Source organism: Streptomyces gottesmaniae (assembly GCF_031845845.1).
GTDB lineage: Bacteria > Actinomycetota > Actinomycetes > Streptomycetales > Streptomycetaceae > Streptomyces > Streptomyces akebiae.
Window position 1 is genome coordinate 1 of record NZ_JAVRFJ010000012.1, and the last position, 13,364, is coordinate 13,364.

13 protein-coding genes and 1 tRNA gene are annotated in these 13,364 nt (G+C 68.9%); 7 read left to right on the forward strand and 7 right to left on the reverse strand.

The features are described from left to right. Positions 1-56 precede the first annotated feature (56 nt). Both RM704_RS15280 and RM704_RS15285 read left to right on the forward strand, forming a co-directional pair. Positions 57-1,232, forward strand: a complete 1,176-nt coding sequence (locus tag RM704_RS15280; protein ID WP_033524774.1) for a cytochrome P450 family protein — start codon at positions 57-59, stop codon at positions 1,230-1,232. Positions 1,233-1,310: 78 nt separating this feature from the next. Continuing rightward, positions 1,311-1,721: a hypothetical protein gene (locus RM704_RS15285; protein ID WP_311590653.1), complete on the forward strand. Its 411-nt coding sequence runs from the start codon at positions 1,311-1,313 to the stop codon at positions 1,719-1,721. A gap of 153 nt (positions 1,722-1,874) precedes the next feature. Here the strand turns inward: RM704_RS15285 and RM704_RS15290 are convergent, their stop codons facing one another. After that, a complete protein-coding gene (locus RM704_RS15290) occupies positions 1,875-2,435 on the reverse strand; it encodes a hypothetical protein (RefSeq protein WP_033524581.1) in 561 nt (186 codons plus the stop codon). A gap of 212 nt (positions 2,436-2,647) precedes the next feature. On the opposite strand from RM704_RS15290, the gene RM704_RS15295 reads away from it, so the two are divergent. Further along, the gene (locus RM704_RS15295; protein ID WP_052145759.1) at positions 2,648-3,070 is read left to right on the forward strand and encodes a DUF6924 domain-containing protein; all 423 of its coding nucleotides are present in this window, start codon (positions 2,648-2,650) and stop codon (positions 3,068-3,070) included. 573 nt (positions 3,071-3,643) lie between these two features. On the opposite strand, the gene RM704_RS15305 is transcribed toward RM704_RS15295, so the two are convergent. From RM704_RS15305 to RM704_RS15315, 3 genes are all read right to left on the reverse strand, one after another. Next, positions 3,644-3,717: transfer RNA gene (locus tag RM704_RS15305), tRNA-Pro, on the reverse strand. Between the two features lie 29 nt (positions 3,718-3,746). Beyond that, positions 3,747-4,580, reverse strand: coding sequence for a Pr6Pr family membrane protein (locus tag RM704_RS15310; RefSeq protein ID WP_033524583.1), 834 nt, complete (start codon positions 4,578-4,580; stop codon positions 3,747-3,749). A gap of 153 nt (positions 4,581-4,733) precedes the next feature. Continuing rightward, on the reverse strand, positions 4,734-5,663 hold the full coding sequence (locus RM704_RS15315; protein WP_033524584.1) for a metallophosphoesterase: 930 nt from the start codon (positions 5,661-5,663) through the stop codon (positions 4,734-4,736). Between the two features lie 187 nt (positions 5,664-5,850). On the opposite strand from RM704_RS15315, the gene RM704_RS15320 reads away from it, so the two are divergent. Further along, positions 5,851-6,318, forward strand: a complete 468-nt coding sequence (locus tag RM704_RS15320) for a GatB/YqeY domain-containing protein (protein WP_033524585.1) — start codon at positions 5,851-5,853, stop codon at positions 6,316-6,318. A gap of 403 nt (positions 6,319-6,721) precedes the next feature. Here RM704_RS15320 and RM704_RS15325 read toward each other — a convergent pair whose 3' ends face one another. After that, complete coding sequence (locus tag RM704_RS15325) at positions 6,722-9,010, reverse strand: transglycosylase domain-containing protein (RefSeq protein WP_192829520.1); 2,289 nt, start codon at positions 9,008-9,010, stop codon at positions 6,722-6,724. A gap of 556 nt (positions 9,011-9,566) precedes the next feature. On the opposite strand from RM704_RS15325, the gene wblA reads away from it, so the two are divergent. After that, positions 9,567-9,905: a transcriptional regulator WblA gene (gene wblA / locus RM704_RS15330; protein ID WP_033524587.1), complete on the forward strand. Its 339-nt coding sequence runs from the start codon at positions 9,567-9,569 to the stop codon at positions 9,903-9,905. A gap of 206 nt (positions 9,906-10,111) precedes the next feature. On the opposite strand, the gene bagB is transcribed toward wblA, so the two are convergent. After that, complete coding sequence (gene bagB / locus RM704_RS15335) at positions 10,112-11,485, reverse strand: ATPase BagB (RefSeq protein ID WP_033524588.1); 1,374 nt, start codon at positions 11,483-11,485, stop codon at positions 10,112-10,114. Beyond that, positions 11,482-12,459, reverse strand: coding sequence for an ATPase BagA (gene bagA, locus RM704_RS15340; RefSeq protein ID WP_033524589.1), 978 nt, complete (start codon positions 12,457-12,459; stop codon positions 11,482-11,484). The genes bagB and bagA overlap by 4 nt, the downstream gene beginning before the upstream one ends. A 230-nt stretch (positions 12,460-12,689) precedes the next feature. Here bagA and sp36 point away from each other — a divergent pair, with 230 nt between their 5' ends. Both sp36 and RM704_RS15350 read left to right on the forward strand, forming a co-directional pair. Beyond that, positions 12,690-12,848, forward strand: coding sequence for a Sp36 family protein (sp36, locus tag RM704_RS15345; RefSeq protein WP_086785308.1), 159 nt, complete (start codon positions 12,690-12,692; stop codon positions 12,846-12,848). Further along, the gene (locus tag RM704_RS15350) at positions 12,845-13,312 is read left to right on the forward strand and encodes a RidA family protein (protein ID WP_033524591.1); all 468 of its coding nucleotides are present in this window, start codon (positions 12,845-12,847) and stop codon (positions 13,310-13,312) included. The genes sp36 and RM704_RS15350 overlap by 4 nt, the downstream gene beginning before the upstream one ends. The last annotated feature ends 52 nt before the right edge of the window (positions 13,313-13,364 follow it).

Genomic DNA, 13,364 nt, shown 5'->3' on the forward strand with positions numbered 1-13,364 from the left:
ACCCCCGCCCGACCGAAGACCCCCGCCCGACCGAAGACCCCCGCCCCACCGGCGCAATCGACCCGTTGCAGGACCCCGCGTTCTTCGCCGACCCCTACCCCACGTACGCCCGCCTGCGCGAAGCGGCACCGGTACGAAAGGTGCCCACCGGTTCAGGAGGCCGCCACAGCTACCTGGTCACGGGCTACGCCGAGGCCCGGGAGGCGTTCACCGACCCCCGGCTCTCGAAGGACACCACGCAATTCTTCGCCGGCCGGCCGTCGCAACGCGATCTCCACCCGGCCGTCTCCCGGAACATGCTCGCCACCGACCCCCCACAACACGCCCGGCTACGGGCTCTGGTGACGAAGGCGTTCACCACCGGGGCGGTCGCACGGCTGCGCCCCTACATCTCGGGCCTGGTCGACGAGTTGCTCGACGCCTGGCCGGACCACGGAACGGTGGACCTCGTCGCCGACCTCGCTGTCCCGCTGCCCGTCACGGTCATCTGCGAGCTGCTCGGGGTGCCCGAGTCCGACCGCGCATCCGTACGCACCTGGTCGAGCGACCTGTTCGCCGCCGGAGACCCGCAACGGATCGACGCCGCCTCCCACGCCGTCGGCGACTACATGACCGCCCTGGTCGCCACCAAGCGCACCGCACCCGGCAACAGTCTGCTCGACGACCTCATCGCCGTACGCGACGGCCAGGACCGCCTGTCCGAGGACGAACTCGTATCGCTCGCCGTACTCCTGCTGGTGGCCGGCCACGAGACCACCACCAACTTCATCGGCAACGCGGCCCTCGCCCTCCTCCGGCACCCGGAGTCGCTCGCGCGCCTGAGGGCCGAGCCGCAGCTCCTCGGCAGCGCGCTGGACGAGCTGCTGCGCTACGACTCGCCCGTCGGGATCGCCACGTTCCGCTACAGCACCGAAGCCCTCACACTCGGCGGTACGGAGATCCCCGCAGGCGCCCCGGTCCTCATCGCACCAGGCGCCGCCAACCGCGACCCGGACCGATTCCCCGATCCCGACCGCCTGGACCTCACCCGCCCCGCCGCCGGTCACCTCGCCTTCGGCCACGGCATCCACCGATGCCTGGGGGCCCCTTTGGCCAGAGCCGAGGCCGAACTCGCCCTGCAAGCCGTCCTCACCCGCCACCCCCACGCCAGCCTGGCGGTCCCCGTCGAAACCCTCCCCTGGCGCCACACCCGCCTGACCCGAGGCCTGCAAACCCTCCCCCTAACCCTCTGACCTCTCACACCCCACACCCCACACCCCACACGCCCCACCTCGGAACCGAGGACGGCGCGTTCGCTGTCGTGTCATGTCGTGCACACATCCGAGCCGAGTTCCATCTCATGTCTTCCCTGGGCGGGCTCCGCCTTGCTCGGCGTCGCCATGGGCTGCGCCGCCTGGTCACTGACCGTTTGGGCGCGCGCGTACTGCGACGCGGGTTACGACGCCGGCGGACGCCTCGAACTCAACTTGCTGCTCCCTCTCGTCGTGGGAGCCGAGGCACTCGTCGGACTCGTGGCGCTGGCCATCGGCCGACGCCTGACGCTTCGCGCACCGAGGGCGCTCCGCGCCACACTGCCGACGCTGCTGGTCGTCGTAGCGACGGTCGGGCTGGCCTGGTGGCTCTTCGCAACCCGAGGCACCCTGGACGGCTACCCCGCCGACTCCGGCCTCTGCCCCATAAGCAACGTCCCACCCCAGTGGCCCACCTGGCTCCCCGCCTGACCACCGACCCACGCTCCCGCTCCCCGATGCCCGAGCCCCGTGTCACCCCATCGGCACCGGGTCCACCCCGTCACACACGTCGCAACGCCAGAGGGCCCTTACCGACTCGGCAAAGGCCCTCTGAACTGCTGTTCATCTGTCGGGGTCGTGGGACTATTCGGCGACGTTCGCACAGATGACGAAGAAGCGGCCCTGAACCGAGCTATCGCCCTCGTTGGTCACCCCGACCACCCATTCTCTCGGATCGATCTGGTGTGGGTAGGAGTAGTTCAGGCGGAGGTTGTCGCCCACTCCGCCGTCAACTTGCGCGCCGCCACTGAGGGGGCGCTTCCCCTCGGGACAGAAGCCGGCAGCGGAATCACTCTCGCCCGCGGCCAGATCAAATGTGCCGGCGTTGATCACCTCGTAGCCGGTGATGCCTCCCCCGCCATTACCGCCGCCGCTGTCCGTCTGGGTGGCGCTTTGGCTGCAGTGGACGTTCTGCGTGCCGTTGAAGTGGTTGTTCGTTCCTGTCTGCCCACTGGGGAAACAGGCCAGGACGACTGACGGGCTGTTGAGGAGCGGGAGGGCAGAGTTACCCAAGAGCTTGGTCGATGCGCCGTCGAGAAGAGAGACGAGCGAGCCGTCATTCTGAGCGTGAGCACTCTCGACACCCAAGCTCCCCAGAGCAACTGCCGCTACCAGCGCGAACGACAGGCGAAACCGGCTCCGCATACGCATCTCCTGACCCACTGTGCACTTCGACCGGACTGGCGATGAATGTACGGTCAAGGGGCCGGCCAGAGGTGATCAGACACTGCGGGATCATCCGTTCAGCCCAGGAGCCGGCAGCGTGCGAAGCGAACCGCCCTGAAGGTCGTTTGAGCGGTTCCGCAGGCGCAGTGGGTGTGACGGTTGATGTCAGCGTCGGCTGAGAGGATCACGGGATGCCTCTGCCTCAGCCTGATGATCTGACCTCGCTGGTGCTGCGTACCGACTTCGGTGACGACGGAGCCTGGGACGCGGTTCGAACTGTGCTCGACGCGGCCGGCGAGTACCCGCATGCCACATATGTCAGCGAACTTCGCTTCGCCGACGTGGGGGTCCAGGCATTGATGGATGAAGAGGACGCCGCGGATGAGGATGCCCGGATCATCCACGTCTTTCTGGCGGACGCGACCACGATGAAGGAACCGGGGCATCCGCTTCTGGCCGTGGATCTCTCGGACGAGCCCGGGCGAACGTTCAGGCTCCCTGCGCAGTGGTTCCCTGACGTCTCGGCCAACCTCAGCATCGCCAACATGGACTTCGCCGAGTTCGCCGACGCCGCTGACGGATCAGGAACCTTCCGCGGCTTCGACAAAGGCTGACACCTGACCGCCGAGGCCTGTCCGGGCGAGCCATGTGCCGCGCCGGTACAGCGTGACTTCGCGGGTGAGGCGACGCTCATCAAGCCGATCATCGCAAGGCGGGTGATGGTTCCGGAGAGGTGTGGGTGGCCGTGGTAGTCGCGGGCCAGGCGCCGGTGGTGCACGAGCCGACCGCAGGTCCGCTCGACGAACCAGCGCCACGGGACGACCCTGCTGGAGCAAGCGAAGGCCCCGCACGGCAGAGGCGCGGCCCCTCACCTGGGAAAAGGCTGGCCTGAATCCGGAGTGGACCCCAAGAAACTCCGGCACAGCTTCCTGCCCCTGCTGTCCGACCACGGCATCCCCCTGGAGAGGATCGCTCTGCTGGTCGCACACGGCAGTCACCTCCGGCCCGTGATCATGCTGAGGGCCGAAGGGATGAACGCGATCTTCCGCCAAGATCAGGAAGAGGAGGAGACGGGGAGCAAGGAGAGGGTGACGCAATGGCCTGATCAAATTCGTCTGGCCCTCTGTTTGGCCCCCGAACACGACAGAGGCCACATACGGAAATCCGTATGTGGCCTCTGACCAGCGTCGGGGTGGCGGGATTTGAACCCACGACCTCTTCGTCCCGAACGAAGCGCGCTGCCAAGCTGCGCTACACCCCGATTGTCGCTGCTTGTCGCGGCGACGTCGTTTACTTTAGCCCACCGGTGGCCGGAGACGAAATCCGGTTTTCGGGGTGGCGGTCACGGCGGTCGGGGCGCCCCCGGCGGGGGTGCACCGGGTCGGGGCGGAGGTGGTCGGCGACGACGAGGAGGAGGGCGATGGCGCAGAAAGCCAGGCCCAGGAGGAGGGCGTTGCCGAGGACATCTCTGTAGCCGTGGCGGTCGACGTCCAGGAATGGATAGAGGTACGGGGCCGGCCAGTCGGCGGTCACCAGGGCGGCACGGCCGAGCGTGGACGCCAGGTACACCAGGGGGTAGATCAGCCAGGCCACCGCGTGGATCAGGCGGGGTGGGGTCGGGCGGGTCAGCAGCAGCCAGTCCACCACCACCGCGAGGGGGATCACGGTGTGGAAGGCGAGGTCGGTCAGGGCGAGCCAGCCGGTCGGGGTGACCGGGGCGCCCGTCGACGTCACCGTCATGGAGAAGGTCGCCGGGGCGTTCGTGAGGAGCAGGTGGTACACCGACGCCGTGATCACGGCGTAGAAAACCGTGCCCCCCGTCACCGCGGACGGGAGCGGGCGGCGGGCCGACCAGGCGCGGCGTGCCGAGGCGGCGAGGACCAGTGCCACCAGGGCGGTGCTCTGGACCGAGAAGTGGCTGAACGCGCGCAGCGGGCTGCCCAGCACCATCTCGGTCACCACGGCCGCTGCCGCCGCCAGCGCGACCAGGGCACGGTACGTCCCCGCAAGCGGGCGCCGTGCCGGTGCCACCACAGCCGTCGCGGGGACGACGGACGTCACCGGCGCGGGCATGCCCGAGATCGCGGGCAGGTCGGGGATGTCCCTGGGTATCGGTGCGGTCATGCGCTCACGCTAAGGCGACCGGACGAAACGGGCGATCCGGGGCGATCCGTACGGGTGGGCGTCCGTGTCGGAGGCACCCTGCACGCCAGGGCACCGAACCCGCACGCCAGGCACCGGAGAGGGCCTCGCCGCGGCCCAGGCGCAGGCGCAGCCCTACACCTCCCGCCCCACCAACGTCAGCAGCGAAGCCTCCGGCGGACACGCGAACCGCACCGGGGTGTAGCGGTTCGTGCCGCAGCCGGCGGAGACGTGCATGTAGGCGGTGCGGCCGTCGGCCGTATGGGTGGAGAGGCCCTTGACGCGGTCCGTGTCGAGGTCGCAGTTGGTGACGAGGGCGCCGTAGAAGGGGACGCAGAGCTGTCCGCCGTGGGTGTGGCCGGCGAGGATCAGGGGATATCCGTCGGCGGTGAAGGCGTCGAGGGTGCGGAGGTAGGGGGCGTGGACGACGCCCAGGGAGAGGTCGGCGGAGTCCGACGGACCCCCGGCCACCCGCGCGTACCGGTCCCGCTTGATGTGCGGGTCGTCCAGGCCGGTCAGCTCGACCGACATGCCCTCGACCTTCAGCGTGCCGCGGGTGTTGGTGAGGTTGAGCCAGCCCGCCCCGTCGAAGCCGTCCCGCAGGTCCTCCCACGGGTTGTGGATGGCGCCGACCACCGGCTTGTTGCCGTTCAGACCGTGTCGTCCCTGGACCTTCTCCAGGAGGTAGCGCGCGGGGTTCCGCAGCTTCGGGCCGTAGTAGTCGTTGGAGCCGAAGACATAGGCGCCGGGGAACTCCATCAGCGGGCCCAACGCGTCCAGCACCTCGGGGACGCCCCCGGGGTCGGAGAGGTTGTCCCCGGTGTTGATCACGAAGTCGGGGCGCAGCCCGGCCAGGGACCGCAGCCAGCGCTGCTTCTTGCGCTGCCCGCTCACCATGTGGATGTCGGACACCTGGAGTATGCGCAGCGGCCGCATGCCCGGTGGCAGCACCGGCACCGTCACCCGCCGCAGCCGGAAGGAGCGGGCCTCGAAACCCGCCGCGTACACCACACCGGCGGCACCGACCGCCGCGATCCCCAGAGGTACTCCGTATCGCGCTCGCATGTGTCCATCGTGTCAGACCCCGCCGAGCCCGAGCGCCCGCCTGTGGACAACCGTCGGCCACCACCGCCGATCGTCACCGATCGTCAACTCTCCCTGTGGACAACCCACTCCGGCTTCCGTACCCGATCCGCACACACCAGCGAAATCAAGGCGCGCTTCTCACGCCACACCTGCGACAATCGACGCCATGACCACGCTCAAGTCGAAGCTGCAGGAAGACCTCAACGCCGCCATCAAGGAGCGCGACGAGCTCCGCTCCTCGACGCTCCGGCTGACGCTCACCGCGATCACGAAGGAAGAGGTCGCGGGCAAGGAGAAGCGTGAGCTCTCCGACGACGAGGTGCTCAAGGTGATCACCAAGGAGGCGAAGAAGCGCCGCGAGGCCGCGGAAGCCTTCGCCCAGGGCGGTCGTACCGAGTCGGCCGAGCGGGAGAAGGCGGAGGGCGAGCTCCTCGCCGAGTACCTGCCCAAGCAGCTGTCCGACGAGGAGCTGCGGCAGATCGTCGTCCAGGCCGTCGAGGAGGTGCGGGCCGCCGGTGCCGAGGGTCCGCGCGCGATGGGCCAGGTCATGAAGATCGTCAACCCGAAGGTGGCCGGGCTCGCCGAGGGCGGCCGTGTCGCCGCCATCGTCAAGCAGCAGCTCGCGGGCGGCTGAGCACCCTCCGGCCAGCGTCGGCCCTCCGGCCGGCGGCGGCCCTCCTGCCTCCGCAGGGTCCTCCGGCTGGCGTCGCCCCTTCGGCTCCCGCCGGGCCCTCCGGCCCGCGGCGCCCCTCCGGCTTCCTCCAGCCCTCCCGCACGACGGCGGTGGGGGCGCCCCTTCTCCCGGGGCGCCCCCACCGCCGTTTCTCTTGGCCGTATCTCTTGGTCCACCGCCATGGCCGTCAGCGGACCGCCGACCTGACCACGACCGTCACCGAACCGCCGGCACGACCAGGGCTCTCACCCGAAGCGGGTCACAGCCACGGCTCTCATCCGAACCGCGGCCGTATCCCGATCGGTCACCCGAACCGCGGCCGTATCCCGGTCGGTCACCCGAACCGCGGCCGTATCCCGGTCCGTCACCCGAACCCGCCGTTGCCGTTCCCGTTGTTCCCGCCGTTCGTCTGGCCCTGGAACCAGTTCTCCGGGATGGTGAAATCCGGGGTCGGGAAGGTGGTGCCGCCGTCGGAGCCGTTGTTGCCGCCGTCGTCACCGTTGCCGTTGTCGTCGCCGTTCCCGTTTCCGTTGCCGTTGTCGTCGTCCCCACGGCCGCGGTCCGGCCGCTCGTCGGGGATGTAGACGCGGTTGAAGTCGGGGTTCGGTTTGCCCTCCAGGGCGCCTGACATCATGTCGCGCCAGATCGGGCCGGGGACCCTGCCGCCGAAGACCTTGTCGTACCGTTCGCCGCCGATGGTGATGTTCACCATGCGGCGCTTGTGTGCGGGGTCGCCGACCCAGACGGCACCGGCCATGTTCGGGGTGTAGCCCACGAACCAGGCCGCGTAACGGAAGTCCGTCGTACCGGTCTTGCCGGCGCTGGGACGGCTGCTGCCGAGGCCGGCCTCCCTGCCCGTACCGTCCTCGACCACGCCCTCGAGGAGGGTGCTGATCGTGTCGGCGGTCTTCTCGGACATGGCACGCGAACACGTCGACTTCGGGACCTCCAGCGACTTCGACTTCTCGCCGACCCGCTGGGTGATGGAATCGATGGCGACCGGCGTGCAGTACATGCCGCGCGCGGCGAAGGTGGCGTACGCGTTCGCCATGGTCAGCGGGGACATCTCCTGCGTGCCGAGCGCGATCGACGGAGCCTGGTCGATCTTGCGGCCGTCGGCCCGCTCGACGCCCATCTTGCCGGCCATCTTCGTCACCGGGCAGATGCCGATGTCCGCGATCATCTGCACGAAGTAGGTGTTGACCGACAGCGCGGTCGCCTTCTCCATCGAGTACGGGCCGACCTCGCTCGCGCTCTCGTTCTCGAGCTTCGCGGCGTTGGTGCCGGTGCCGTTGCGCCAGGTGCCGCCGTCACAGGTGGAGATCGGGCTCGGATACGCCATCTCGTACGGCGCGGAGTAGATCTTCCCCGGGGACATGCCGTCCTCGATGGCCGCCGCGGCGACGATCGGCTTGAACGTCGAACCGGGCTGGTAGCCCGCTCCGCCACCCATCGACTCGTCGACCGAGAGGTTGATCGACGTCTCGTTCTTCTTGGTGTCCAGGCCGTACGGCCTGGACTGCCCCATGGCGAGGATCTTGCCGGTGCCCGGCTCCACGATGGTGGCGGCGGTGGCCACCTCGTCCTTCTGCCGGACGTGTTCCTTGACGGAGGCCTGGACCGACTTCTGGGCCTGCGGGTCCATCGTCGTCCGGATGGTCAGACCGCCCTGGTTCCAGATCTTGGCCCGGTCTTCCTTGGTCTTGCCGAAGATCGGGTCGTTCAGGAAGACCTCGCGGACGTAGTCGCAGAAGAAGCCCGCGCCCTTCACCGCTGTGATGCAGCCGTTCTTCGGCTTGCTGATGTCGAGGCCGAGTGGCTTCTTCTTGGCCTTGTCGGCGTCCGTCTGCGAGATGTCGCCGACATCGGCCATGCGCTGCAGCACGGTGTTGCGCCGCTTGGTGGCCTCCTGCGGGTCGTTCACCGGGTCGTACCGGCTGGGCGACTGCACGATGCCGGCGAGGAGTGCGGCCTCCTCGACGTCCAGGTCCTTGGCGGACTTGGAGAAGTAGCGCTGGGAGGCGGCCTCGACGCCGTAGGCCTGCTGACCGAAGAACGTGATGTTCAGGTAGTTCTCGAGGATCTTCTTCTTGCTGAGTTCCTCCTCGAGCTGGATCGCCTTCTTCAGCTCGTTGATCTTCCGGCCGAGGGTCTGCTGGGTGGCCTGGGCGACCAGCGTCGGGTCGTCACCGGCCTCCTCCACCGCCACGTTCTTCACCAGCTGCTGCGTCAGCGTGGACGCGCCCTGGGCGACACCGCCCTCCCGCGCGTTCCGGTTCAGCGCGCGCAGGACGCCCTTCAGGTCGACCGCGCCGTGCTGGTAGAACCGGGCGTCCTCGATGGCGATGATCGCCTGCTGCATGTACGGCGAGATCTCCTTGAGATCGACCACCGTACGGTCGCGGCTGTACACCGTGGCGATCGAGTCGCCCTTGCTGTCGAGGATCGTGGTGCGCTGGCTCAGCGGTGGCTGCTTGAGGTTGGCGGGGAGTTCGTCGAACCCCTCGACGGAACCCTTGGCCGCCAGCCCGAGGGCGCCGACCGCGGGCAGGGCGATGCCCGCCATCACGGCACCGGCGAGCACGCTGACACCTAGGAACTTGGCGGCCTGCTGTGTGGGGGACAGACCACCACCCGAGCGCTTGTTTGGCATGGAGGCAGCCTAATCCGTACCGATGACCGTTCCGAAGGAGCGGGTGCGTCCAGAGGGGTACGGGTGCCGGATCGTGACATCCGTTGCCCACGGCGCGACGGCACTGAGGCATGACGGCACCGAGGCGTGACGAGAAGAAGAGAACATGAGTGGTTGTCTACGTTCTCATTCGCCGGACACGCGCGCAGGCCTTGGCCTAAGCTGCTCTCAACTGTCACAGCCGTAGGCCCTTGTATCAAGTACGTCCAGCGAGCCCGAATCGTTCTGACGTTCTTCCGATTTTTTTCCGGTGCCGTGTCCGAATCCACCTCGTGTGTCATTCGGTGTCCGTTGTGACGCATGTCAACTGCCCCGTTCTGACGGGATAGTCACGTATGTCCTCAGGTCACTCCCGCGGGTGATCTGCCGCTTACGCATAGTCCGTTCGGGCCATTCAAGATTGGGCCCGAAGGGGGTGTTGCGCTGTGCCCACCTTCCGTAACGTCCTCAACTGGCGGCGGTGAATATGCCGCTGCCGCCGTGGGGGAGCCTCGATTCGGGAGAGGACGGCGCCGGTATGGGCTGGGTAACCGACTGGAGTGCGCAGGCTGCCTGCCGCACTACCGATCCGGATGAACTGTTCGTTCAAGGAGCAGCGCAGAACAGGGCCAAGGCGGTGTGCACCGGATGCCCGGTGCGGACGGAGTGCCTGGCGGACGCGTTGGACAACCGCGTCGAGTTCGGCGTGTGGGGAGGAATGACGGAGCGCGAGCGCCGCGCACTGCTGCGCAGGCGACCGACCGTCACGTCGTGGCGCAGGCTGCTGGAGACCGCGCGCACGGAGTACGAGCGTGGCGCGGGCATTCTGCCGCTCGACGATGACGAGATGTACGAGAACTACGCGGCGGTGAGCTGAGAGCGAGGCCCCTTCCGGGCCACGTCGGTCGAGGGCGCCCTTGAGGTGTCGGCGCGTCGGGCAGGTGTGCCGGCTCTCGGGTGCCCCGAGGCGTGGATCGGATTTCTGGCCACGGACGGCTCCTCAGCCTTCCGCCAGCCAGCCAGCCAGACATGCATGCCCTGAGTCAGCCAGACATGCCGTGAGTCGGGCAGGCAGCCAGTCAGTCAGTTGTCGGAGGTGGGCAACTCCGGCCTTATGGCCGCGAGCCGGGCCCCGATGTCCCGCAGACCCGCCAGGTCATGGACATCACCGGGCAGCGCGGCCACTTCGGCCACGGCCACCTCGGGATGAAGCGCGGTGAAGCGGTCACGCGTGCGCTGTTCCCGGGAGAGCAGGCGCATCCGCTCGGCATGCAGTCGGAGCAGGCCGGCTGTGAGTTGTTCCACCGTCAGGTCCGCGGCGGGGGAACCGTCCTGCGGACCGGTCGTTGCGGGCGGTTCTGGACTGGCTGAACTGTCGTACGTGTCGGGAGAGTTACGAACTGCTTTCCCGTCCATCTGATCCACAATGCGGGGCTCGTCAAGATTTTCAGCGGCGGCGAGCGCGCGCTCGGCGGACAACTGGGCCGCGCCGCTGCCATGGACACGGTTGAGCACGAGCCCCGCCAGTGGCATGTCCTCGGCCGCCAGCCGCTCCACGAAGTACGCCGCCTCGCGCAACGCGTCCCGCTCCGGCGCCGCCACCACCAGGAAGGCCGTGCCGGGCGCCTGGAGCAGCTTGTACGTGGCGTCGGCGCGGGTACGGAAGCCGCCGAACATGGAGTCCATGGCGGCCACGAACGTCTGCACGTCCCTGAGGAGTTGACCGCCGAGCAGCTTGCCCAGGACGCCCGTCATCATCGACATGCCGACGTTCAGGAACTTCATCCCGGCCCGCCCGCCGACCTTCGCGGGCGCCAGCAGCACCCGGATCAGCTTGCCGTCGAGGAACGAACCCAGCCGCTTCGGCGCGTCCAGGAAGTCCAGCGCCGAACGCGACGGCGGGGTGTCGACGACGATCAGGTCCCACTCGTCACGGGCCCGCAGCTGGCCCAGCTTCTCCATCGCCATGTACTCCTGCGTGCCCGCGAAGCCCGCCGAGAGCGACTGGTAGAAGGGATTGCTCAGGATGGCGGAGGCCCGGTCGGGGTCCGCGTGCGCCTCGACGATCTCGTCGAAGGTGCGCTTCATGTCGAGCATCATGGCGTGCAGTTCGCCGTCCCCGTCGATGCCCTTCACCCGGCGCGGGGTGTTGTCCAGCGAGTCGATGCCCATGGACTGGGCGAGCCGCCGGGCCGGGTCGATGGTGAGCACGACCACCTTGCGGCCGCGCTCGGCGGCCCGCAGTCCGAGGGCGGCCGCCGTGGTCGTCTTGCCCACACCGCCGGCGCCGCAGCACACCACGATGCGGGTCCGCGGGTCGTCCAGCAGGGGGTCGACGGCCAGCGGCCGGGTCGAGCTGATCACGCGATGTCCGTCGGGCGCATGGGACGGGGCGTGGTCGGGGTCCGAGGCGTGGGCGTGCGCCGCGTCGCGCGAGGCGGCCGGGTCCGGAGTCATGAGATCCCTTGCTGACGCAGTTCCGTGGCGAGTTCGTACAGGCCCGCGAGGTCCATGCCCTCGGCGAGCAGCGGCAGTTCGTGCAGTGGCAGGCCCAGCTCGCCCAGTACCGCCCGCTGTTCGTGCTCCAGGGTGTACCGCTCGGCGTACTCCTCGGCCTGCGCGAGCAGCGGCTCCACCAGCCGTTCGGCGTTGCCGCCGCGCCGCGCGCCGCCCAGGCCCGCCGTGGACAGGGACTTGGCGACGGCCGTACGCGGCACCGCGCGCGCGAACTCCAGCTCGTCGGCGTCCAGTGTCTCCGGCCGCACCATGTTGACGATGATCCGCCCCACCGGCAGCTTCGCGGCCCGCAGCTCGGCGATGCCGTCCGCCGTCTCCTGGACGGGCATCTCCTCCAGCAGGGTCACCAGGTGCACGGCCGTCTCGGGGGACTTCAGGACCCGCATGACGGCCTGGGCCTGATTGTGTATCGGGCCGATCTTCGCCAGGCCCGCCACCTCGTCGTTGACGTTCAGGAAGCGGGTGATGCGCCCGGTGGGCGGCGCGTCCATCACCACGTAGTCGTACGTGAACCGCCCGCTCTTCTCCTTGCGGCGCACCGCCTCGCAGGCCTTGCCCGTCAGCAGTACGTCCCGGAGACCGGGCGCGACGGTGGTGGCGAAGTCGATGGCACCGAGTTTCTTCAGGGCCCGGCCCGCCCCGCCGAGTTTGTAGAACATCTGGAGGTAGTCCAACAGGGCCAGTTCGGGGTCGATGGCCAGCGCGTACACCTCCCCGCCCCCGGGGGCCACCGCGATCTTCCGCTCCTCGTACGGCAGTGCCTCCGCCTCGAAGAGCTGTGCGATGCCCTGTCTGCCCTCGACCTCGACCAGGAGGGTGCGCTTCCCCTCGGTCGCGAGGGCGAGCGCGAGTGCGGCGGCGACCGTGGTCTTTCCGGTCCCGCCCTTGCCGCTGACGACCTGGAGCCTGCTCACGTATTCGAGCCTAACCAGTCCGCGCGCGGCATACGCGGGAGGCTGTGGACAACTTGTGCCCTCCTCGCCTGTCGGCCCCCCACCTGTCGGCCCACGCGCGGCCCACGCTGCTGGGTGCTCCTGCCCGCCCGCCCAGGTCGTCACGCCCACCGGGACGGCGACGGAAACCCGTGCCGGACGGCGAGGAACCGGTGCCGGACGGCGGCCGGGCAGCGGATAAAGTCGGCCACATGACCAAGTGGGAATACGCAACCGTGCCGCTGCTCGTCCATGCCACGAAGCAGATTCTGGACACCTGGGGCGAGGACGGCTGGGAGCTCGTCCAGGTCGTGCCCGGGCCGAACAACCCCGAGCAGCTGGTGGCCTATCTGAAGCGGCCCAAGCCGTGAGCGCCGTCGAAGCGAAGCTCGTGGAACTCGGGCTGAGGCTGCCCGAGGTCGTCCCGCCGCTCGCCGCGTACCAGCCGGCCGTCCAGTCCGGCGTGTATGTGTACACCGCCGGGCAGCTGCCCATGGTGGACGGCAAGCTGCCCGTCACCGGCAAGGTCGGCGCCGAGGTCACCCCCGAGGAGGCCAAGGAGCTCGCCCGCACCTGTGCGCTGAACGCGCTCGCCGCGGTCAAGTCCGTGGCGGGCGACCTGGACCGGGTCGCACGTGTGGTGAAGGTGGTCGGCTTCGTGGCCTCGGCCTCCGACTTCACCGGCCAGCCCGCCGTACTGAACGGCGCGAGCGAACTCCTCGGTGCCGTCTTCGGCGACAGGGGCGTCCACGCGCGCAGCGCGGTCGGTGTGGCGGTCCTGCCGCTGGACGCGCCGGTCGAGGTGGAACTCCAGGTGGAGCTGACCGAAGCCTGACGGCCACCAAGATCGCGGAGGCTCACTCGAACATCAGCCCGTTACGAGTTAG